The 21,131-nt window shown below is 66.5% G+C and carries 26 protein-coding genes; 21 read left to right on the top strand and 5 right to left on the bottom strand.

Translation table 11 applies throughout. From position 1 onward, the window contains the following. Positions 1-10: 10 nt before the first annotated feature. Complete coding sequence (locus OHA40_RS11860) at positions 11-1,534, bottom strand: aldehyde dehydrogenase family protein (protein ID WP_330234136.1); 1,524 nt, start codon at positions 1,532-1,534, stop codon at positions 11-13. A 374-nt stretch (positions 1,535-1,908) separates the two neighbouring features. Between OHA40_RS11860 and OHA40_RS11855 the strand changes: the two genes are divergently transcribed. From OHA40_RS11855 to OHA40_RS11845, 3 genes are read left to right on the top strand one after another with little or no spacing between them, the layout of a single operon-like run. After that, complete coding sequence (locus OHA40_RS11855; protein ID WP_330234135.1) at positions 1,909-2,892, top strand: ATP-binding cassette domain-containing protein; 984 nt, start codon at positions 1,909-1,911, stop codon at positions 2,890-2,892. Further along, a complete protein-coding gene (locus OHA40_RS11850) occupies positions 2,889-3,713 on the top strand; it encodes an ABC transporter permease (protein WP_442943984.1) in 825 nt (274 codons plus the stop codon). Before OHA40_RS11855 ends, OHA40_RS11850 begins: the two co-directional genes overlap by 4 nt. After that, a complete protein-coding gene (locus OHA40_RS11845; RefSeq protein WP_330233101.1) occupies positions 3,710-4,579 on the top strand; it encodes an ABC transporter permease in 870 nt (289 codons plus the stop codon). Before OHA40_RS11850 ends, OHA40_RS11845 begins: the two co-directional genes overlap by 4 nt. Here OHA40_RS11845 and OHA40_RS11840 read toward each other — a convergent pair. After that, positions 4,549-5,739, bottom strand: coding sequence for a lycopene cyclase family protein (locus tag OHA40_RS11840; RefSeq protein ID WP_330233100.1), 1,191 nt, complete (start codon positions 5,737-5,739; stop codon positions 4,549-4,551). The genes OHA40_RS11845 and OHA40_RS11840 overlap by 31 nt on opposite strands. A 233-nt stretch (positions 5,740-5,972) precedes the next feature. Between OHA40_RS11840 and OHA40_RS11835 the strand changes: the two genes are divergently transcribed. Both OHA40_RS11835 and OHA40_RS11830 read left to right on the top strand, forming a co-directional pair. After that, complete coding sequence (locus OHA40_RS11835; protein ID WP_330233099.1) at positions 5,973-6,977, top strand: alpha/beta hydrolase; 1,005 nt, start codon at positions 5,973-5,975, stop codon at positions 6,975-6,977. 16 nt (positions 6,978-6,993) lie between these two features. Then, positions 6,994-7,935: a lipase family alpha/beta hydrolase gene (locus OHA40_RS11830; RefSeq protein WP_330233098.1), complete on the top strand. Its 942-nt coding sequence runs from the start codon at positions 6,994-6,996 to the stop codon at positions 7,933-7,935. A 279-nt stretch (positions 7,936-8,214) separates the two neighbouring features. Here OHA40_RS11830 and OHA40_RS11825 read toward each other — a convergent pair whose 3' ends face one another. Further along, positions 8,215-8,691 carry a hotdog fold domain-containing protein gene (locus OHA40_RS11825; protein WP_330233097.1) on the bottom strand — a complete coding sequence of 159 codons (477 nt, stop codon included), beginning with the start codon at positions 8,689-8,691 and terminating at the stop codon, positions 8,215-8,217. Between the two features lie 531 nt (positions 8,692-9,222). Here OHA40_RS11825 and rpsJ point away from each other — a divergent pair. The 13 genes from rpsJ to OHA40_RS11760 all read left to right on the top strand — a co-directional run bounded on the left by rpsJ (position 9,223) and on the right by OHA40_RS11760 (position 15,292). Then, complete coding sequence (gene rpsJ / locus OHA40_RS11820) at positions 9,223-9,528, top strand: 30S ribosomal protein S10 (protein ID WP_003938093.1); 306 nt, start codon at positions 9,223-9,225, stop codon at positions 9,526-9,528. Between the two features lie 14 nt (positions 9,529-9,542). Further along, positions 9,543-10,208, top strand: coding sequence for a 50S ribosomal protein L3 (rplC, locus tag OHA40_RS11815; RefSeq protein ID WP_330233096.1), 666 nt, complete (start codon positions 9,543-9,545; stop codon positions 10,206-10,208). After that, entirely contained in the window at positions 10,205-10,879 is a 675-nt protein-coding gene (gene rplD, locus OHA40_RS11810; protein WP_330233095.1) for a 50S ribosomal protein L4, read from the top strand. The genes rplC and rplD overlap by 4 nt, the downstream gene beginning before the upstream one ends. Then, complete coding sequence (gene rplW / locus OHA40_RS11805) at positions 10,876-11,181, top strand: 50S ribosomal protein L23 (protein ID WP_330233094.1); 306 nt, start codon at positions 10,876-10,878, stop codon at positions 11,179-11,181. Before rplD ends, rplW begins: the two co-directional genes overlap by 4 nt. A gap of 33 nt (positions 11,182-11,214) precedes the next feature. Continuing rightward, positions 11,215-12,051 carry a 50S ribosomal protein L2 gene (gene rplB, locus OHA40_RS11800; RefSeq protein ID WP_040864840.1) on the top strand — a complete coding sequence of 279 codons (837 nt, stop codon included), beginning with the start codon at positions 11,215-11,217 and terminating at the stop codon, positions 12,049-12,051. Between the two features lie 15 nt (positions 12,052-12,066). After that, on the top strand, positions 12,067-12,348 hold the full coding sequence (gene rpsS / locus OHA40_RS11795) for a 30S ribosomal protein S19 (protein WP_014981659.1): 282 nt from the start codon (positions 12,067-12,069) through the stop codon (positions 12,346-12,348). Next, a complete protein-coding gene (gene rplV / locus OHA40_RS11790) occupies positions 12,345-12,746 on the top strand; it encodes a 50S ribosomal protein L22 (RefSeq protein WP_194817299.1) in 402 nt (133 codons plus the stop codon). The genes rpsS and rplV overlap by 4 nt, the downstream gene beginning before the upstream one ends. Further along, a complete protein-coding gene (rpsC, locus tag OHA40_RS11785) occupies positions 12,747-13,544 on the top strand; it encodes a 30S ribosomal protein S3 (RefSeq protein WP_330233093.1) in 798 nt (265 codons plus the stop codon). A 3-nt stretch (positions 13,545-13,547) separates the two neighbouring features. Next, a complete protein-coding gene (gene rplP, locus OHA40_RS11780; protein WP_067464324.1) occupies positions 13,548-13,964 on the top strand; it encodes a 50S ribosomal protein L16 in 417 nt (138 codons plus the stop codon). Then, positions 13,964-14,203, top strand: coding sequence for a 50S ribosomal protein L29 (gene rpmC, locus OHA40_RS11775; RefSeq protein ID WP_067464321.1), 240 nt, complete (start codon positions 13,964-13,966; stop codon positions 14,201-14,203). Before rplP ends, rpmC begins: the two co-directional genes overlap by 1 nt. Continuing rightward, the gene (gene rpsQ / locus OHA40_RS11770) at positions 14,200-14,472 is read left to right on the top strand and encodes a 30S ribosomal protein S17 (protein WP_330233092.1); all 273 of its coding nucleotides are present in this window, start codon (positions 14,200-14,202) and stop codon (positions 14,470-14,472) included. The genes rpmC and rpsQ overlap by 4 nt, the downstream gene beginning before the upstream one ends. 158 nt (positions 14,473-14,630) lie before the next feature. Further along, the gene (locus tag OHA40_RS11765; RefSeq protein ID WP_330233091.1) at positions 14,631-14,855 is read left to right on the top strand and encodes a CopG family transcriptional regulator; all 225 of its coding nucleotides are present in this window, start codon (positions 14,631-14,633) and stop codon (positions 14,853-14,855) included. Beyond that, positions 14,852-15,292, top strand: a complete 441-nt coding sequence (locus OHA40_RS11760) for a PIN domain-containing protein (protein WP_330233090.1) — start codon at positions 14,852-14,854, stop codon at positions 15,290-15,292. The genes OHA40_RS11765 and OHA40_RS11760 overlap by 4 nt, the downstream gene beginning before the upstream one ends. Positions 15,293-15,299: 7 nt before the next feature. Here OHA40_RS11760 and OHA40_RS11755 read toward each other — a convergent pair whose 3' ends face one another. After that, positions 15,300-16,223 (bottom strand): NAD-dependent epimerase/dehydratase family protein, encoded by a 924-nt coding sequence (locus tag OHA40_RS11755; RefSeq protein WP_330233089.1) that lies wholly within the window; start codon positions 16,221-16,223, stop codon positions 15,300-15,302. Between the two features lie 154 nt (positions 16,224-16,377). Between OHA40_RS11755 and OHA40_RS11750 the strand changes: the two genes are divergently transcribed. After that, the gene (locus OHA40_RS11750) at positions 16,378-17,175 is read left to right on the top strand and encodes an SDR family oxidoreductase (RefSeq protein WP_330233088.1); all 798 of its coding nucleotides are present in this window, start codon (positions 16,378-16,380) and stop codon (positions 17,173-17,175) included. Positions 17,176-17,290: 115 nt separating this feature from the next. Here the strand turns inward: OHA40_RS11750 and OHA40_RS11745 are convergent, their stop codons facing one another. Continuing rightward, entirely contained in the window at positions 17,291-18,079 is a 789-nt protein-coding gene (locus OHA40_RS11745; protein WP_330233087.1) for a TetR/AcrR family transcriptional regulator, read from the bottom strand. 262 nt (positions 18,080-18,341) lie between these two features. Here OHA40_RS11745 and OHA40_RS11740 point away from each other — a divergent pair, with 262 nt between their 5' ends. Continuing rightward, positions 18,342-18,821, top strand: coding sequence for an EXLDI protein (locus tag OHA40_RS11740; protein WP_330233086.1), 480 nt, complete (start codon positions 18,342-18,344; stop codon positions 18,819-18,821). 39 nt (positions 18,822-18,860) lie between these two features. Continuing rightward, a complete protein-coding gene (locus OHA40_RS11735) occupies positions 18,861-21,014 on the top strand; it encodes an MMPL family transporter (protein WP_330233085.1) in 2,154 nt (717 codons plus the stop codon). Positions 21,015-21,131: the final 117 nt, after the last annotated feature.

The raw sequence follows: 21,131 nt of genomic DNA, 5'->3' as shown, positions 1-21,131 counted from the left end.
CCCGCGCGGCTCAGGTGCGTGCGTGCCGGATCCGGAAGATCGTTCTGGCCAGCCGCAGGTGCCGCGGGTGCCGGTCGAACGTGGACAGGTTCACCGGTGCCTGATACCGCTTGCGCGCGATGGCCAGGGTCCTGCTGAACTCGCGCAGGCCCTGGTCGCCGTGGCTGTGGCCCTGCCCGTACTCGCCCACCCCGCCGAAGGGCAGTGCCGGGATGCCCGCGTACGCGGTGGAGGAGTTGATCGTCACCACCCCGACTCGCAGCTGCTCGGCGAACGCCTCGATCTCGTGCACGTCCCTGGTGAACACCGACACCGCGACATCGGTGCCGACCGCGTTGATCCGCTCGGCGGCGTCGTCCATGCTCGCCACCTTGTTGACGATGAGCACCGGGCCGATGCCCTCGCCGGTAATGGCGCTGCTCTCCTCCGGCACCTCGGCCAGCACGATCGGTTCGATATAGGGCTCGCGGATCGAGTCGAGCCCGCCGACCACCGCGCGTCCGCCGCGAGCCACCGCGTCGCGCACCTGCCTGCGCACCACGTCGACCTGTGACTCCATGATCATCGGGCCATAGGACGCTTTCCGGTCCGCGCCCGGCCGCAGCTTGCCGGCTTGATCCACGACCAGTTCCAGGAAACGGTCGTAGACCGATTGGGCGACGTAGGCCCGCTGAATGCCGGTGGCGTTCTGCCCGGCGTTGGCCATCGCGCCGAACACCGCGGCCTCCGCGGCGTCGTCGAGCTTCGCGTCCACGTGCACGACCATGCTGCCCTTGCCGCTGCGCTCGACGACGACCGGAGTCATGGTTTGCGCGCACGCCGAGATCACGTCGCGGGCCCCCGTGTCCGAGCCGGCATAGGCGATCTTGTCGACCTTGGCCCGGCACAGCGCCGTGCCGGTCGCGCTGTCGCCGGTAACCACTTGCAGCACCGGTTGATTCGGCGCGAGCCGGGACCAGCTGTCGGCCAGCCACACCCCGACGCCGGTGGTCAGCTCGTGCGGTTTGAACACCACGGCGTTGCCCGCCGCCATTGCGTAAGCGATCGACCCCATCGGAGTGAACACCGGGTTGTTCCACGGCCCGAGCACCCCGACCACGCCGAGCGGCAGGTAGCCGACCGAGGCCCGCTGATTGCGGCTGAGCCAGCTGGAGCCGATGCGCCGCCGGTCCAGCGCGCGGGCGGCGTTGCGCGCGGCCCAGTCCAGGTTCTCCACCGCGAGCATCACCTCGATCGCGGCGTCCACCTCCGGCTTTCCGGTCTCTTCGCACAGTAAGGCAACCAATTCGCCCGAGCGCCGGGCGATATCGCGTTTCCAATCCAGCAGCCAGCGCTTGCGAGTACTGAATCCCAGCTCCGCCCACCACTTTTCGGTGGCGCGGGCGGCGCGCACGGCGCGGTTCAGTTCGCCGCTGCCCATCACGGCGTAGTTGCCCACGACCTCGCCGGTACGCGGATCGTAGGATGTCAGCACGTTCGTTCGGCCCGTTCCTCCCGGACGCGCCGCCACCCGTGGCTGCGCGGACTCGGCCATGATCACCTCTCGCAGTGTGGAAACCAGCGTGCGGACCGCTCAGCGGGGCGCAGCCGCGGACGAGTGAGTGTGGTCCCCCACTGAGCAGACTATGGGCTGGCGCGGTGGGCCGACAAGGCTCGTCCGCTGCCACTCCGCTGCCCCGGATCGCCCTCACCAGCGTCGATCCCTTGCGCGACGAACCGGGAGGGGGAAATGTGAGTAAGGACACAATCGAAGCGCAGTGGACGGACGCGTCCTCGATGTACCTGCGCGAGGCGAAAGCCGCGGGAAGCGGGCCGGTAACATCACGCCGAGCGCGACGGATCACCAATCCGAGCGCAAGCACGCGCTCGGGCGACCTCGTCGCCGTGCCGGCCGATAGTGGAGAGTTGATGCCGAGTTCCAACCAAGCAGATTCGCATGCGGGTGAGCCAGCGGTCCGGGTAGCGGACGTCCGCAAATCATTCGGCGACGTGCATGCACTGCAAGGCGTCAGCTTCGCCGCCGAACGCGCCACCGTCCTCGGCATCCTCGGCCCCAACGGCGCGGGCAAGACGACCATGGTGAAGGTCCTCGCCACCCTGTTGCGTCCCGACTCCGGTACCGCGGTGGTCGCCGGGCACGACGTGCTGAAGGACCCGGCGGGCGTGCGCCGCTCGATCATGATGACCGGGCAGTACGCGGCGCTGGACGAGAACCTCTCCGGCCGGGAGAACCTGGAGCTGTTCGGCAGGCTGATGGGCCTGGGCAAGTCCGCGGCCCGCGAGCGCGCCGACACCTTGCTCGAGGAATTCGATCTGGTCAGCGCGGGCCGCCGCGCGGTGCGCAACTATTCCGGTGGCATGCGCCGCCGCGTCGACATCGCCTGCGGCCTGGTAGTGCGTCCCGAGGTGGTGTTCCTCGACGAGCCGACGACCGGCCTCGACCCGCGCAGCCGCCAGGGTGTCTGGGATCTGGTGACCGCGCTGAAGGCACAAGGCATCACCGTGCTGCTGACCACGCAGTACCTCGAGGAAGCCGACGTGCTCAGCGACAACATCATCGTGATCGACAAGGGCACCGTGATCGCCGAGGGCACCGCCGACGAACTCAAGGAGAAGACCGGCGGCAGCTACTGCGAAGTGGTCCCGCTGGATCCGACCAAGCTGCGTACCGCCGCGTACGCGCTCGGCGACCTGGTGCCGCCCGCGGTGCTGGCCGACCTGGACGGCAACGACCGGCTGTCCATCCCGGCGCCGGAGGGCGCGGCGACGCTGACCGAGGCGCTACGCAGGCTCGACAGCGCGGGCGTCGACCTGGCCGACATCGCGTTGCGCCGCCCTTCGCTCGATGACGTGTTCCTGTCCATCACCGGCCACTCGGGCGGTCACGCGTGACCGCTGCGACCGCCCCGGAGAGCACACCGGCCGCAACGACGCTGTTCGCCGGCCTGCCCGCCGCACGGCCATCGGCCTTCGCGCAGTGGCGCGCGCTGACCGGCCGCATCGTCCGCACCATGGCGACCAAAGGCGAGCTGGTCGTCGCGGTGGTCACGCCGCTGGTGTTCACGGTCGGCTTCTATCTGCCGTTGCGCTATGTGATGAAGTTCCAGGGCATCGACTACGCGCAGTTCGTCATGCCGATCATAGTGCTACAGACCATGGCCTTCACGATGATGTCGAACGCGCAGGTGGCCGCGTTCGAGGCGATGACCGGGTTGAGCACCCGCTTGCAGACCATGCCGATCGGCACGCTGGTGCCGTTCTCCGCGCGCATCTGCGCCGGGCTGGTCCGGTCGGTCACCTCGCTCACCGCGGCGGTGATCTTCGGATACATCATCGGATTCCGCTTCGTCGCCGGCTTCGGTCAGGCGGTGCTGTTCTGTGTCTTCGCCCTCGCCATCGGCACGGTGCTGGCGATCGGCGCCGACGCGCTCGGCAGCCTGACCAAGAGCCCGGAGTCGCTGAGCCAGGCCCTGACCCTGCCGACGCTGATCTTCGGCATGCTGTCCTGCGGGTTCGTGCCCGAACGCAGCTTCCCGGAGTGGATTCGTCCCTTTGTGCGCAACCAGCCGATCTCCCAGTTCTCCTTCGCCCTGCGCGATATGGCGGCAGACGGCGTGACCTGGCAGGTGTTGTGGGTGCCGCTGGTCTGGGTGATCGGGCTCGCGGCGGCGTTCGTTCCGTTGGCGATCTGGGCGAGTGTGAGGCGGTCATGAGTTCTGTGGAGGCGACCATCGCGCCCGCCGGCGACGCGGCCGAGCGGATCGGCCCGTCGGCGCTGCCCGAGGTGGCGGCGCGCCCGGAGGGGTCGGTCCGCAACTGGGCCGCGCACAGCCTGGTCCAGTGCAAGCGACTGCTGCTGGTGTGGGCGCGCGATCCGGCGACGACGATCCAGACGCTGGTGTATCCGGCGCTCACCCTGCTGATGTTCCGCATCGTGCTCGGCGACTCGATCTCCTTGGCCACCGGCCAGCCGAGCGTCTACGGAACCGTTCCGATGATCACGCTCGTCGCGGCCATGTCGGGTGCGGTGGTCAGCGCGCTCGGCTTCAAGATGGAGAAGCTCACCGGGCTGCTCGGCCGGTTCTGGACCATGCCGGTCCATCGCGCGGCCGGATTGACCGGGCGCCTGCTCGCCGAGGCGATCCGGGTGCTGGTCACCACGCTGTTCGTGATCGCGGTCGGCTTCACCATCGGCTTCCGCTTCGAGCAGGGACCGCTGGCGGCGCTGGCGCTGATCGGTATTCCCGTGCTGTTCGGTGTGGCGTTCGCGGTGCTGGTCACCGCCGTGGCGACGATGTCGGAGGGTGTGATGCTGGTCAACACCATCGGCCTGATCAGCACCTTGCTGATGTTCTTCAACTCCGGATTCGTGCCGACGTTCGTCTACCCGACGTGGCTGCAGGACGTCGTCGGGAACCAGCCGATGAGCTGCGCCATCGACGCGATGAAGGGGCTGTCCTACGGCGGCCCGGTGGCCGAACCGCTGCTGAAGACACTCGCCTGGGTGATCGGGCTGATCGCGGTGTTCGCCTATCCCGCGATTCGTGGCTACCGGCGTGCGGCCGAGACCGGCGCTTGATCGAAGTCGTAGTCCAGCCAGCGATGCCGGTTGGTCCAGCCGACCAGATCGAAGCGCCAGCGGAACGGCCACGTGTGCGAGACCGTATTGAACAGCACAGCGCCGAGGGCGGCATAGTCGTCGTGCGCGGACAGCAAAGCGCGCTGGCCGCGCGGGGATGCGCTGAAGAACGCGTCGAACATGGCGATGGACTGTTCGGTGGTGAGTCTGCCCAGGCCGTAGAGGCCACGCATCCGCATCCAGTACACCAGTCGCGCGCGTAGTGGCCAGAGTTCGGCGATCGGGTCGCGGCGCTGGCGCAGCGCGGTGATCGCGGTGTCTGCCAGCGCCAGTGAGTCGGCGACGCTGTAGCCGGTGCACGGGTGCATCATGCCGCCGCGCGAACCGAACGGAATCGCCCTCGCCTCGCCTTTGCGCGGCGGCGGCTGATCGAGCGGATAGTGCGCCGCCTCGATCGATTCGCCGCCGGTGAGCCGGATGCCGTGCGCGGCGAGGCGGTTGAGCGTGCGTTTGCGCAGTTCGTGCTGCGGCATACCGCCGCGCAGGCCGAGACTGGTCTCCTCGAAGATCACCGTTCCGTCGCCGAGCGGCACCGCGTAGAGGAACGACGGTGGCTCGTCGGGTCCCGCGCCGTTCTCCGGGCGCCAGTCCAGCAGCAGACCCTCGCCCTCGACGACCATCGGCGCGGCTGTCTCGGCGTCGACGAAAATACCGTGCGCGCTGACCGCTCTGCGGCGTCCGAGGGCGGGCAGCCCCCGAGTGTCGAACACCGCTGCCGCGGCGTGCACCGTGCCGTCGGCGAGTTCCACTCGATGCGCGTCCACCCGGGTGGCGCGGCCCGCCACGACGGTGGCGTCGTCGAGCGGGAGCGCCGCGCGCAGGCCAGGTTTGGACAGCACGCAGTAGGGCCGGTCGATGCGATGCTCGGTATTCGTCCAGACCGTTGGCGCCGGAATCGTGGTCGCGATGGCGCTGGACGGCAACCAGTCCGGCAGCTCGTCCACCCAGCAGGAGAAGGTCGGTGGCCACAGGCGGTCGGGACGTGGATCGATCGCGGTCACCGACAGTCCGGCCCGCAGTGCGCGGTGCGCGAGTGCCCGCCCGGCCGGGCCGAGCCCGACCACGCACACATCGACTTCCCGGACCGCGCTGACACCCATAGGGGCATTCAATCCGCTCGGCCGACCCGAGCGCAACTATCTCGATCACGCGAGCCCAAGAAATTCGGGTCTCGCGATATCGGCCACAAACAGTCGGGGTGTCGATGCGAATTCCATTTTCGCGCATGCCCCCAGAATCAGTGGCCCAGCAACTTCAGTCATGAAATGCCTTGGCGCGCACCATAGCCTGAGCTCGGAACGTGAGGCGTTCCGGGATTGGGATAAGGGGCATCATGAGAGGAAGCCACCTCCGCCGGCTCGTGCTGTTCGCCGCCACCGTCGGCGCGGCAGCATCGGCGGTCGTACCGGCGCAGGCGAACGCGACACCCGCGGAGTCTTCTATTGTTTCCGTGCAGGAGCACAGCGCTCGCAATCTGACGTTGACGGTGCATTCCGCCGCCATGGATCTCGATATCCCGGTGGAGGTGCAGCGCGCCGCGGACACCAGTGTGCCGCGTCCGGTGCTCTATATGCTGCTCGGTGCGGGCGGCGGCACCGATGGCTCCACCTGGTCCACGAAAACCGATGCAATGCAATTCCTCTCGGATAAGAACGTGCATGCGGTCACGCCGATCGGCGGGATGTTCAGCTACTACGCGGACTGGCAGAAGGACGATCCCAGGCTCGGGCGCCAGAAATGGAAGACGTTCCTGAGCAGCGAACTGCCGCCGCTGATCGATGCGTATCTCGGAACGAACGGACGCAACGCGGTCGCGGGATTCTCGATGTCGGCGACCACGACGCTCGCGCTCGCCGCGACCACCGGCGACCTGTTCTCCAGCGTCGCTGCCTACAGCGGTTGCGCGCAGACCAGCGACCCGGTGGGCCGGGAGTTCATCCGGCTCACCGTCGAGGAATGGGGCTGGGCGGAGATGGACAACATGTGGGGGCCCGCGGGCGACCCGCAGTGGCGGGCCAACGATCCCTACGTGCAGGCGGAAGGGCTGCGCGGAAAGTCGATCTACATCGCCAGCGGAAATGGGCTTCCCGGTGTCTACGACGTTTACGGCGGGAAGTATTCGCTGCCCGGCGCATGGGGTTTCTCGAATCAGATCGTGCTCGGCGGGATCATCGAGGCGGGCGCCAATTATTGCTCGCACAACATGAAGGTCCGGCTGGACAGTCTGGGAATTCCGGCGCGCTACAACTTCCGGTCGGAGGGCACCCATACCTGGGGCTACTGGGAAGACGCGCTGAAGGACTCCTGGCCGACGCTGGCCGCCCCATTGGGCATTTGATCCGCGGGACTTCGAGATGACTCTTCGCTCGCACGCCGCGCGGATCGCCGCTCTGCTGGCCGTCGCCGCCTGGACGGCGCTGCTGCACCTACCGAACGCGGTCGCCGTGCCGCAGATGCCAACGCTGGACGGTGCCAACGATTGGTCCTGCAGGCCCACCCAGGCGCGGTCCGAGCCGGTGGTGCTCCTGCACGGGTCGGGCACCGATACCGCCCGCAGCTTTCCGTTGCTCGCGCCCGCGCTGCGCGCCGAGGGGCACTGTGTGTTCGCCGCGAATCTCGGTGCGGCGCCGGGCGTTGTCGACGCGGTGAGCGGCCAGACCGGTTCCAGCTCGACCGGAGCCGGGCCGATCGGCGCCGCGCTGCTCGGGCGCGTGGTCTACGGCGTGGCCGACATCGACCGGATGGCCGTGGAACTCGCCGATGTCGTGGAAGCGGTACGGAACGCGACCGGGGCGAGTCGCGTGGCGCTGGTCGGGCACTCCACCGGCGGCACCGTGATTCGGCAGTACCTGCGGGCCCGCGGCGCGGACGCGGTGTCGCAGGTAGTGACCATGGGAACGCCGTATCGCGGTTCGACCTGGGCCGGGTTGCGCGGCAGCTACCCGGACCTGGCTTCGCTCGGCCTGGGCAACGCGCAGATCGCCGCCCAGGTCTACGGAACTCCGGGACAGCAGCAGGTGGTCGGATCACCGCTGTTGAACCGGCTGAACGCGGGAGGCGAGACCGTGTCCGGTCTCCGGTATACGGCCATCGCCTCCCGCGCCGACGAAGTGATCACCCCGCAGGACACCGCCCTGCTCGCCGCTCCCGCCGAAGGCGACCGCAACGTCTGGCTCCAGGACGGCTGCCCCGGCAACATCGCGAACCACAGCGGATTGCTTGCCGACCCGCGCGCCGCCGCGGCCGTTCTGTCGGCACTCTCCGGCGACACCCGGCCTCTACCGTGCTCTGTCTGATTTGCAGCGCCTTCGGCGCCGCGAACGGGCAATGCTCGGTCTCGCTGCGCTCGAAAACGGGAGTCGGGCCCAGTGGTCACGCAATGCGGAAACCGCAGCACCTATGTTCGCCGACACCCATGTGGGCTAGTGACCGCCGCTGGCGATTCGTCGCGGACACGGCGGTCACGGGGACGCGAGCCGGGCCGCGAACGGGGAATGCTCGGTCTCGCTGCGCTCGAAAACGGGGTTTTGGCCGTGTGGTTGTGTTGGTGGTGACCCGATCGGCAGCTGCCGCGGCTATTTGGGTGTCACCCAGGTGGTGATGTCGGCGTGCACGACTTCCAGGCCGTGCTTGTCGTAGATCGACACCGGTACCACCAGCTCGTGGCCTTCGGTGATGGTCGCGAAGTCGGGGACCTCGGCCAGCTTCGCGACGGCGCGCAGACCGGTCTCGGCTTTGGCCAGGTACTGCACGTTCATCGCCTTCGGAATCCACCGGTGCGTCGCCGGAACGGTCGCCTCGCTCAGCATGCCCATCGCGACCTCGGCCAGATTGCACGAGGCGATGGCATGAAACGTGCCCAGGTGGTTGTGGATGCCGAACCATTTCGGCGAGGTCACCTCGCACAGCCCCGGTTCGAGCCGGACCACATTCGGCAGCACGGTGCCGAAGTACGGCACTCGAGCCACCATCCCCAGCGAGAACAGGGCGTGCCCCAGCCGGTTGTCCGGCAGCTTCTTCCAGCTGCGATAGGTCGCGGTCTCTTTGGTCATGAGCCGTATCTTACTCCAAAGTAAGTTCCAGCTACCGGCTCTGATGGCAGCCCTACGCGACCTGATTTGAAGTGTCGCCGGGGCGTCGGGCATACTGTTCGGGTTGCCTTGCACCGGGCCGTGTCCGTTTCCTCGTGAAACGGGTGGCTGAGCAGGGCGAGCAGTACCCCATTATGTACCCCGCCGGGTTTTCGGCGTGGGTACGTCCGGGACAAATGTTCCAGGCCTGAGATGCTTTGCGATCCGGAGCCGAGGAATGAGCGGACGGGCGACACGCCCGACCGCGTGGACCGGAGAACCATGACAGATGAACAGCGGCGAGGATCGGGCATGCCCGGTCGTGGTCTCTCGACTGTGTCGGATCTAGCCCGAGCGGGGCCCTGCGTGGTTACGCAGACTGCCTCCTCCGGGCCTGACCCACTCGGGCTGGGACGTCTTCGTGTGTTCGGGCTGTGCAAATGAGGGTGGTCCAGAAGGCTGGTTAGCCAGCTCGGCGGGCCACGAAGGAAAGCGGAGAAAAGGACACTTAGCGTGGCGGGACAAAAGATCCGCATCAGGCTCAAGGCCTATGACCACGAGGCGATCGACGCATCGGCGCGCAAGATCGTGGAGACGGTGACCCGCACCGGGGCACGCGTCGTCGGCCCGGTGCCGTTGCCCACCGAGAAGAACGTGTACTGCGTCATCCGTTCGCCGCACAAGTACAAGGACTCGCGCGAGCACTTCGAGATGCGCACGCACAAGCGCCTTATCGACATCCTCGACCCGACGCCGAAGACGGTGGACGCGCTCATGCGCATCGACCTGCCGGCCAGCGTCGACGTCAACATTCAGTGACGGGGACTCGAGAAATGACTGACAACAAGAACAGGCCGGCCGCAGGCATTCTGGGCACCAAGCTCGGCATGACCCAGGTCTTCGACGACAAGAACCGCGTCGTTCCCGTGACCGTCATCAAGGCCGGGCCGAACGTCGTCACCCAGATCCGCACCGTGGAGCGCGACGGCTACAACGCCGTCCAGGTCGCTTTCGGCGCCATCGACCCGCGCAAGGTGAACAAGCCGGTCTCCGGCCAGTTCGCCAAGGCCGGTGTCACTCCCCGCCGCCACGTCGTCGAGATCCGGGTCGCTGACGCCTCCACCTTCGAGGTCGGCCAGGAGATCAGCGCCGACGTGTTCGAAGAGGGCAGCTACGTCGACGTCACCGGCACCAGCAAGGGCAAGGGCTTCGCCGGCACCATGAAGCGCCACGGCTTCCGTGGTCAGGGCGCCTCGCACGGTGCGCAGGCCGTGCACCGTCGCCCGGGTTCGATCGGTGGCTGCGCCACCCCCGGCCGCGTGTTCAAGGGCATGCGCATGTCGGGCCGGATGGGTAACGACCGGGTCACCACGCAGAACCTGTCGGTGCACAAGGTGGACGCCGAGAACGGCTTGCTGCTGATCAAGGGAGCGATCCCGGGTCGCAAGGGCGGCGTCGTGATCGTCAAGAGCGCCGTGAAGGGTGGTGCGCACGCATGACGAGCCTGGAGAAGAAGGCCAACCTCACGCTGCCGGTCAAGGAGATCGGCGGCAAGTCCAACGGCACCGTCGACCTCCCCGCGGAGATCTTCGACGTGACCGCCAACATCGCGCTGATGCACCAGGTCGTCGTGGCCCAGCAGGCCGCGGGCCGCCAGGGCACCCACGCGACCAAGACCCGTGGCCAGGTGCGCGGTGGCGGCAAGAAGCCGTACCGGCAGAAGGGCACCGGTCGCGCCCGTCAGGGTTCGACCCGGGCGCCGCAGTTCAACGGCGGTGGCACCGTGCACGGCCCGCAGCCGCGCGACTACAGCCAGCGTCTGCCCAAGAAGATGAAGGCCGCCGCTCTGCGCGGCGCGCTGTCCGACCGGGCCCGCAACGAGCGCATCCACGTGATCAGCGAACTGGTGGCCGGCCAGAGTCCGTCCACCAAGACCGCCAAGACCTTCCTGGCCGAGCTGTCGGACCGCAAGAAGTTCCTGGTCGTGGTCGGCCGCGAGGACGTCGCCGCGTGGAAGAGCGTGGCGAACCTGCAGAACGTGCACCCGATCGCTCCGGACCAGCTCAACACCTACGACGTGCTCAACAGCGACGACGTGGTGTTCAGCGTCGAGGCGCTCAACACGTTCGTGCACGGCCCCGCCGAGGCTGCACAGGAGGAGAGCAAGTGACCACCATCGCCGACCCCCGCGACATTCTGCTGGCGCCGGTCATCTCCGAGAAGTCCTACGGACTGATCGAGGAAGGCACCTACACCTTCCTGGTGCACCCGGACACCAACAAGACGCAGATCAAGATCGCCGTGGAGAAGGTCTTCGGTGTGAAGGTGACCAGCGTCAACACCGCCAACCGTCAGGGCAAGCGCAAGCGGACCCGCTTCGGTTACGGCAAGCGCAAGAACACCAAGCGCGCGCTCGTGACCATCTCGGCCGACAGCAAGCCCATCGAGATCTTCGGAGGCCCGGTCGCGTAAGCGCCTGGGATTCCAGAAAGCAGAGAAGAACTCATGGCAATCCGTAAATACAAGCCGACAACGCCGGGCCGTCGTGGCGCCAGCGTCTCGGACTTCGCCGAGATCACCCGGTCGACCCCGGAGAAGTCGCTGCTGCGTCCGCTGAGCAAGTCCGGCGGCCGCAACGCCCATGGCCGGATCACCACCCGTCACCGCGGTGGCGGTCACAAGCGTGCCTACCGTCTGATCGACTTCCGTCGCTTGGACAAGGACGGCATCCCGGCCAAGGTCGCGCACATCGAGTACGACCCGAACCGGACCGCGAACATCGCGCTGCTGCACTTCGTGGACGGCGAGAAGCGCTACATCATCGCCCCCAAGGGCGTGACGCAGGGCACCCGCATCGAGTCCGGCCCGACGGCCGACATCAAGCCGGGCAACAACCTGCCGCTGCGCAACATCCCGACGGGTACCACCATCCACGCGGTGGAGCTGCGTCCGGGCGGCGGCGCCAAGCTGGCCCGTTCCGCCGGTATGAGCATCCAGCTGCTGGGTAAGGAAGGCCCCTACGCCACGCTGCGTATGCCCTCCGGTGAGATCCGCCGTGTCGACGTGCGCTGCCGCGCCACCGTCGGCGAGGTCGGCAACGCCGAGCAGTCGAACATCAACTGGGGCAAGGCCGGCCGCATGCGCTGGAAGGGTCGCCGTCCCACGGTCCGTGGTGTCGTCATGAACCCGGTCGACCACCCGCATGGTGGTGGTGAGGGCAAGACCTCCGGTGGTCGCCACCCGGTCTCGCCGTGGGGTCAGCCGGAAGGCCGGACCCGCAAGCCCAACCGTCCGAGCGACAAGCTCATCGTCCGCCGTCGCAAGACCGGCAAGAAGCGCTGAAGGAGGAGGTAAGAAATGCCACGCAGCCTCAAGAAGGGCCCGTTCGTCGACGACCACCTCCTCGCGAAGGTGGACGTGCAGAACGAGAAGGGCACCAAGCAGGTCATCAAGACCTGGTCGCGTCGTTCGACCATCATCCCCGATTTCATCGGGCACACGTTCGCGGTGCACGACGGCCGCAAGCACGTGCCGGTGTTCATCTCGGACAACATGGTCGGGCACAAGCTCGGTGAGTTCGCGCCGACCAGGACGTTCAAGAGCCACGTCAAGGAAGACCGGAAGAGCAAGCGGCGATGACGACTGAGACTCAGAACCCGACTGCGCGCGCGACCGCCAAGCACGTTCGCGTGACCCCCATGAAGGCTCGTCGTGTCGTGGACCTGGTCCGCGGCAAGCGGGTCGAGGACGCCCTCGCGATCCTGAAGTTCGCGCCGCAGGCCGCGAGCGAGCCGGTCGCCAAGGTCGTCGCCAGCGCCGCGGCGAACGCCGAGAACAACCTCGGCCTGAACCCGGCCACCCTGGTCATCTCGACGGCGTATGTCGACGAGGGCGCAACCATGAAGCGTTTCCAGCCGCGGGCCCAGGGCCGCGCGTTCCGGATTCGCAAGCGCACCAGCCACATCACTATCGAGGTCGAGAGCGTTCCCACCGCCGGTGGTGCCACTCGTAACCGCCGGAAGGGAGGGGCAAAGTAAATGGGACAGAAAATCAATCCCCATGGCTTCCGCCTCGGTATCACCACCGACTGGAAGTCGCGTTGGTACGCGGACAAGCAGTACGCGGACTACGTGAAGGAAGACGTCGCGATCCGCAAGCTGCTTGGCACCGGCATGGAGCGGGCGGGCATCTCGAAGGTCGAGATCGAGCGCACCCGTGACCGCGTTCGGGTGGACATCCACACCGCGCGTCCCGGCATCGTGATCGGCCGCCGCGGCGCCGAGGCCGACCGCATCCGCGCCGAGCTGGAGAAGCTCACCGGCAAGCAGGTGCAGCTGAACATCCTCGAGGTCAAGAACCCCGAGTCGGATGCGCAGCTGGTCGCCCAGGCCGTCGCGGAGCAGTTGTCCAACCGTGTGGCGTTCCGTCGTGCGATGCGTAAGGCCATCCAGTCGGCCATGCGTTCGCCGAACGTCAAGGGTATCCGTGTGCAGTGCTCGGGCCGCCTCGGTGGTGCGGAAATGTCGCGCTCGGAGTTCTACCGCGAGGGTCGGGTGCCACTGCACACGCTGCGCGCCGACATCGACTACGGCCTTTACGAGGCCAGGACCACCTTCGGTCGCATCGGTGTGAAGGTCTGGATCTACAAGGGCGACATCGTCGGTGGCAAGCGTGAGCTGGCCGCCGCTGCCGCCGCGCCCGAGCGTCCGCGCCGGGAGCGGCCGAGTCGCCCGCGTCGGTCCGGTTCCGCCGGTACCACGGCGACCAGCACCGAGGCCGGGCGTGCCGCCACTGCGGTGGCCGACGCTCCGGCAGAGAAGACACAGGAGGGCTGACGCATGCTGATGCCTCGTAAGGTGAAGCACCGCAAGCAGCATCACCCGGGCCGTTCGGGCATGGCCAAGGGCGGCACCTCGGTGGCGTTCGGCGAGTACGGCATTCAGGCGCTGGAGCCTGCGTACGTCACCAACCGGCAGATCGAGTCTGCGCGTATCGCGATGACTCGCCACATCCGTCGTGGCGGCAAGATCTGGATCAACATCTACCCGGATCGTCCGCTGACCAAGAAGCCTGCCGAGACCCGTATGGGTTCGGGTAAGGGTTCGCCGGAGTGGTGGGTCGCGAACGTGAAGCCGGGTCGGGTCATGTTCGAGATGAGCTACCCGAATGAGGAGACCGCTCGTGAGGCGCTGCGCCGCGCGATGCACAAGCTCCCGATGAAGTGCAGGATCGTGACCAGGGAGGAGCAGTTCTGATGGCTACCGGAACACCGGCCGCAGAGCTCCGCGAGCTCACCGAAGACGAGTTGGTGGCCAAGCTGCGCGAATCCAAGGAAGAGCTGTTCAACCTGCGCTTCCAGATGGCGACGGGTCAGCTGGACAACAACCGTCGTCTGCGTGTCGTCCGTCACGAGATCGCGCGTATCTACACGGTCATGCGTGAGCGCGAGCTCGGTCTGGCCACCGGACCAGCTGGCAAGGGAGATGCCGCATGAGCGACAAAGTAGAAGGGCAGCGCGGCACTCGCAAGGTGCGTGTCGGTTACGTTGTCTCGGACAAGATGAACAAGACGATCGTCGTCGAGCTGGAAGACCGTAACCGGCACCCGCTCTACGGCAAGATCATCCGCACCACCTCGAAGGTGAAGGCGCACGACGAGAACGAGATCGCCGGCGTCGGCGACCGCGTCCAGCTGATGGAAACCCGTCCGCTGTCGGCCACCAAGCGCTGGCGGCTGGTCGAGGTCCTGGAGAAGGCCAAGTAAGCCTGCTTCGCGGCTAACAAGTCGACATCGAAGGCCCGCTTCCCGCCTGGGAAGCGGGCCTTCGTCATTGCAGGCGATGTGGCCAACAGACTATGCGTGGTCGGCCGCTGGCTCGGTACTCCGAGCACGGTGGTATCACTTCTGGTATCATATGATGCATGGCCTGGACCATGCGATTGCCGGAGGATGAAGAGGCGGCGCTGAACGCGCAAGCCGATGCTGAGGGCCGGTCGAAGCATGAAATCACCCGCGACGCGGTCCGGGCATACCTCATGCGGCACCGCAAATGGGAGTCGCCGCTGCTCAGCGATGACGAGACGTTCGATCTGGGGGGGCCCATAGACAAGGACGACATCCGCAACGCGATGAACCGACCCGCATGATCGTAGTGGCGGATACTTCGGGCATCCTCGCGCTGTTCAATCGTTCTGACCCTGAGCACTTCGGCGTACGGCGAGCTGCGGATGCGGCAAGTGCCGTCGTCGTAAGTCCGCTGGCGCTCACCGAGGTACACCATGTGGCAAGCGTTCGGGCGGGTCGCAAGGTAGCCGACAGCATTCTGGCTCTGCTTGCCAGTCGAGTCGCCTCGACTCGGATTGTGATCGCAACTGTGGATGCGACGCAATTGCACACTGCAATCGGTGTCCGCGCGAGCTACGGCAGTCTGAATCTCGATTTGGTAGACGCGGTATGCGTGACCTTGGCAGACGAATTCGACACTGATGCCATCCTCACTCTGGACAGGCGTGATTTCCGGGCGTTGCGCCCTCTTGATCGATACCCCGCGTTTCGGATATTGCCGGACGATCTCTGTCCATAACGCCTCACTAGATCGCCCCGATAGAGTTCGAAGTCTTCAGGTTGTGCCGAGTATCGCGAACGATGCCATCGATATGGGAATGAGCTGGGTACCAGCGCAATTCGGCTATCGCCTTGGAGGGGTTACCGATCAGCGCGGCAGGCTCGGGTACCGGCGGCCGATGCACAAGGTGGATGCGGTGGCCGGTCACTCGCTCGACGGCGGCGACGACGACGACGAGAATGCTTGTGCCCTGGCCGCTACCGACGTTGTACCGCGTCGCCTTGCCCAAGGGTGGCATGTTCTCGACGCATGCGACGAAAGCTGCGGCAGCATCGACTATGTGCAGGTAGTCCCGTACCGTGCTGCCGTCTCCGTTGATTTCCAACGCAGATCGTTGCCTCGCGGCAGCGAGTGCCCGAGGAATCAGACGTGTTGGGTCGGGGTCGGCACCGCCCGCCACATTCAGCAGGCGCAGCACGACAGCTGACAAGTTCCCGGCTTGCGCCTGCGCATGGATTGCGAACTCGGCCGCCAGCTTGCTCGCGGCGTACGGGTGCGGCGGCGCGTCGGGCATATCCTCTGTCATCGGCTGGCGCTCCGGCGATCCGTAAATCGACCCGGTCGACGCGAAGACGATCCGTGGGACCCCCGTAGCGGCCATTGCGTCCAGCAGGGCGATGGTGCCAGCGGTATTTGCGCGAAAGTACCGGAGGGGATCGACTGTCGACTCTCGTGCACGAGTGAGTCCGGCGAGATGACAAACCGCCTCGACTCCATCGAGCGCTTCTCGAAGCTTGACCTCATCGAGCAGGTCTGCCACCCGAGTCGGCGCGTGAATGGAGGAAGTGGCCGTCCGCACCATGGCAATCGGATCGTGTCCGGCTGCTTCGAGTGCGTCGATGACCGGCCGGCCGAGGTAACCATTCGCACCAGTAACGAGTACGCGCACGCTCCTATCTTGGCATCAAGGCAGCAGTAAGCAGGGAAAACAGATGCAAAGGCGCGGCACGAAGTCGGCTGTTCGATGTGGCAGGCTGAGGTGGGTGAAGGGCAGCTCGGTGGCGGAGTTCGAGGGGTACTGACCTCAGATCGTTGGAGGGACCGTGGACAAATCAATCTTGGTGACCGGCGGCACGGGCGCGCTCGGCCGGGTGGTGGTTGCGCGGCTGATCGATGCGGGGCAGGCCACGCGTGTGATGAGCCGCCACTCGCGGCCGTCCGCCGATGCCGCGCCGTATGAGTGGGCGATCGCGGATCTGGAATCCGGCGAAGGTGTCGACGCGGCGTTGACCGGAGTCGGCGCGGTAGTGCACTGCGCGACCACGACGAACGGCAAAAAGGATCTCGCTGCGGCGCGGACGCTGGTGGACGCCGCGCGGCGAGCCGGGTCGCCCCACCTCGTGTATGTCTCGATCGTCGGCGTCGACAAGATATCGCTCCCTTATTACCGAGGGAAATTGGCGGCCGAGCGGATGATCGAGGAATCGGGTCTGCCCTACACCATCCTGCGCGCCACTCAGTTCCACGACCTGCTGCGTGTAATCTTCGCCGGGGCGGCCAAGCTCCCGGTGATATTCGTGCCGTCCTTCAGGTTTCAGCCGATCGATGTCGGTGAGGTGGCCGGTCGGCTGGTAGAACTGGCGACCGGAAGCCCGGTCGGGCATGCTCCGGATATCGGTGGCCCGCAGGTGCGCGACGCCCGTGACCTCGCGGGAGCCTACGTGCGGGCGGCCGGGCTGCGTCGGAAGATCACACCGATCCGGCTGCCGGGCAAGATATTCCGTGCCTTCCGGCAGGGCGGCAACCTTGCCTTGGAGCACGCGGACGGCAGGGTGACATTCGAGGAATATCTTGCGGCGCACGTGGATGCGCGGAGCCTGTCCTATCGGGGACAGCAGTGATGAAGACCGGGAGCGCGTCCTGGCTATGACAGCTCGCGCGCACGTTGGCTACCGAACGCTGAACTCCGGCCGGATGACACTTGGCGAGCGCGAGACCGATCGCGGATCCCTGACGTCAGCCGGGCGGTGAGGTGCTCGTGTTCGCCTGCCCGGTAACCGTGTCGATGAATTGTTCGATGCCGTCGAGCATGCGATGCAGGCCGAATTCGAAGGCGCGGGTGGGGGCGTAGGCGGCTCCGTACTCGGCGCCGGCGGTGGCGCCGACACGGACGGCGGTGGGGAATTGGTGGGGGTCGAGTACGCGGGCCAGCGCCGGTCCGAACGCGTTCCACCATTGCTGGTCGGACATACCGGTTTCGGACTCCGCGGCGGCGGTGTCGACCGCGGTGCGTGCTGCGCCGCGCACGTAGTCGTTGACAAGGCTGACGATGAGGTCCATGTCGACGTCGGGGAGACCGAGACCGTCGACGGCACGTAATTCGTAGTCGTACTTTGCGGTGGCTCGGGGGCCGGGCAAGGGCCGGTTGGCCGCGATCTGCAACAGCCACGGGTGCGTCAGGTACAGCGTCCAGTTGTTGCGGGCGATGGTCTCGAGGCGGGGCCGCCATTCGGCCGGGCCGTCCTCTGGCATCGGATAGTCGATGTGGGCGCGATCCGCGATGAGATCGAGCAGTTCGGCTTTGCCCGGGACGTAACCGTACAAGGACATGGCGGTGACGCCGAGTTCGTCGGCGACTCGGCGCAGCGTCACGCCGGTCAACCCGTCCTGGTCGGCGATCCGGATCGCCACCGTGGCGATGTCCTCGACGGTCAGCTTGGGTTTCGGGCCGCGACGTGACTGCTGCGGTACGCCCCACAGCAGATCGATCGTGCGCTGCGGGTCGCCGCTGCCGCTGTAATCCATGCCCGCACACTCCCGTCACCATCGCGCTCGGAAATTCTATACGACGTAGCCAATTCTGGACGTGATCGGTCTGCGGCCGCGGCGGGCCCGTCGGGTCTTGCGTTATACGTATACATCTACTTATAGTGAGTCCAGCGCGGTGTTGGGAGGTCGACGCCGCGGACAACATCAAATCGACTCCGATGCAACGGGATCCGAGACGGGACCGTTGGCGGTAGACGCATGCCCGCATGCGCATTGACCTATGAAATGGGGAATTGTCATGACCAGCGATCCGAACAACCTGACCAGCGTGGATATCGTGGAGGAGGTGGGAGGGCACGTTACCTTCGCGAAAGGGGGCACCGAGCCGGGTGGCGCGGAGGATTTCCGCGAGATCGTGCTGAAGGTCGGGCCGGGAGGCGCGCGCAGACAGCGTTTCTTCGGCAAGTTGCTCGGGGAATCGCGGGAATACACGAAGGCAGGGGTGGACTCGGTGCGGGTATATGTGAGCCGAAAGGGGAAGTTCGTGGTGCACCGGCAAGAATCGAACTGGCGTGAGATGGCCGCGGCGACCGACTGGACCGACTGGAAGAACTGGCGCGTCCTACTGGGGTTCATCGGCGCCGACCACGAATGGGGCGACTACACGGTCGAAATCGTGGATTCGCCCACCGAATTGGCGGGCTGGATTCCGGAGCACATCTACCGGACGGTCGTCGACGTGGCCGAGAACCCCAGCTCGCAAGACCTCCAGATCTGAGACCCAGCTTCTACGAATCCGGAAAGGATTTCAGCACAGATGTTCGCACGACTGGGGGCCGTAGTAGTCCACAATCCGTGGAAGGTGATCGGCCTGTGGGTGCTGCTCGCCATCGCGGTGGTGGCCTCGGCACCGGAACTCAAGTCAACGACCGACCAATCCGCGTTCCTGCCTTCGCATTACGAGTCCATTCAGGCATTGGAGATGCAGCAGGAGGCATTTCCGCAGAGCTCCGCGCCCGCGGCGATCATCGTGTTCGCACGGCAGGACGGGGCGCCGCTGACCGAGGGCGACGCGGCTTCGGTCGCCTCGATCGGCACCGAGCTGCTCGGCGCGCGGATCAAGGATGTCACTGCGATCCAGCCGACGCCGCCGTCGGAGAACCGGCTGATCCAGATCATCGCGGTGCAGATGACGAAGGTGACCAATCCGAGTGACGCCACGCAGAGCGACGCGGTCGAAGCCCTGCGGGCGGAGCTGAAGAAGCGCGTTGCGGGCACCGACCTGAAGGCGGGCATCACCGGTCAGGCGGCTCAGGTACTGGACCAGCAGGAATCCAGCGAGAAGGGCATGGCCATCATCGGCGTCGCCACCATCGTGCTGATTCTGCTGTTGCTGCTGGTGATCTTCCGCAGCCCGGTGATCGCCTTGCTGCCGATCGTCGTCATCGGCGCGATCTCCAGCATGGTCGGTGGGTTGATCGCCATGGTGGCCAAGGCATTCGACCTGCAGATCGATGCTTCGATCAACGCCATCCTGGTGGTCGTGCTGTTCGGCGTCGGTACGGACTACATCCTGTTCCTGATGTTCCGCTACCGCGAGCGGTTGCGCGCGGGCGAGGATCCGAAGACGGCCATGATCAGTGCCGTCACCCGCGTCGGGGAGGCCATCACGTCCGCGGCGGGCGCGGTGATCATCGCGTTCATGGCGCTGGTGTTGTCCACGCTCGGCATGTTCCGCGCGCTGGGTCCGGCGCTGGCGATCGCGGTCGCGGTGGCGCTGGTGGCCGGTCTCACCCTCGTGCCTGCGGTGGTTTCGCTGTTGGGCACCAAAGTGTTCTGGCCGTCCAAGGCATGGCGCACCGAGCCGAAGGCTGCGCGGTTCGGTGCGGCCGGCAACGCGCTCGGCCGGCGGCCAGGTGCCTTCGCGGTGGTGTCCGGCGGGGTGCTGGTCGCGCTCGGAGTGTTCGCCTTCGGCTTCCACCCGACCTTCGACCTCAGCTCCGGCTCGACCTCGGAGGCATCCGAATCCGTGGTCTACAGCAAGGAATTGGTGAAAGGCATGCCCGCGGGGACGACGCAGCCTTCGGATGTCCTGCTGCGCTCCGGCGGTGGCGAGTTGACCGACGATCAGCTCAGCGCCTATCGCGGCGCGCTCGCAGCGGTGCCCGGCGTGGAACAGGTGGCCGAGCCGAAGTTGTCCGCGGACAAGACGATCGCCGATTTCGTGGTGACGCTCACCGACGTGCCGGAGTCGGATGCCGCTCTGGACACCGTCAAGGGACCGCTGCGGGATGTCGCGCATTCGGCGGCGCCCGCCGGTGCCACCGCCGCGGTCGGCGGGTTGACCTCGGTCTTCGTCGACTTCCAAGACGCGATGGCGCGCGACTACGCGATCGTGTTCCCGGTGGCGGCGATCCTGATCATGATCGTGCTCGGCTTGCTGCTGCGCAGTCTGGTGGCACCGTGGTACCTGATGGTGTCGGTGTTCCTCGGGTTCGCGGCCACGCTCGGCGCCGCGGTGCTGGTGTTCCAGCACGTCCAGGGCGAGTCGGGTCTGATCTTCACGCTGCCGGTGATCATGTATCTGTTCGTGGTCGCCCTCGGTACCGACTACAACATCCTGATGGTCGCCCGGCTGCGGGAGGAGGCGCGCGCGGGCAACGAGCCGAAACAGGCAGCCGCACTGGCACTTCGGCACACCGGCCCGACCATCGCGGCGGCCGGGGTGATCCTGGCGGGCACGTTCGCGTCGATGATGCTGGCGGGCAACAATGTGCTCTCGCAGATGGGCTTCGCCATCTCGGTGGGTATCGCGATCGCGGCGTTCGTCATGGCGATGTTCTTCACGCCCGCGCTCACGGCGATGATCGGGCACAAGGCGTGGTGGCCAGGGCACGGCGATCGGAAGTCCGATGACGCGGGTCCGGGCGAGCCGCGCTCCGCGAAGTCCTACGACTCCGCCTATCACTAGGGCTCCGAACAAACCTCAGCCGCAAAGAGCGGGTCCCAATGGGGTCGGTCGAACACCGGCGACTGACGCGAGCAAGTGGAACAAGGGCTGTGCACTCGGAATTCGCCGAGTGCACAG

Source organism: Nocardia sp. NBC_00508, assembly GCF_036346875.1.
GTDB lineage: Bacteria > Actinomycetota > Actinomycetes > Mycobacteriales > Mycobacteriaceae > Nocardia.
Note: the sequence above shows the minus strand (reverse complement) of the source record. Positions and strands in the feature narration are given on the sequence as shown.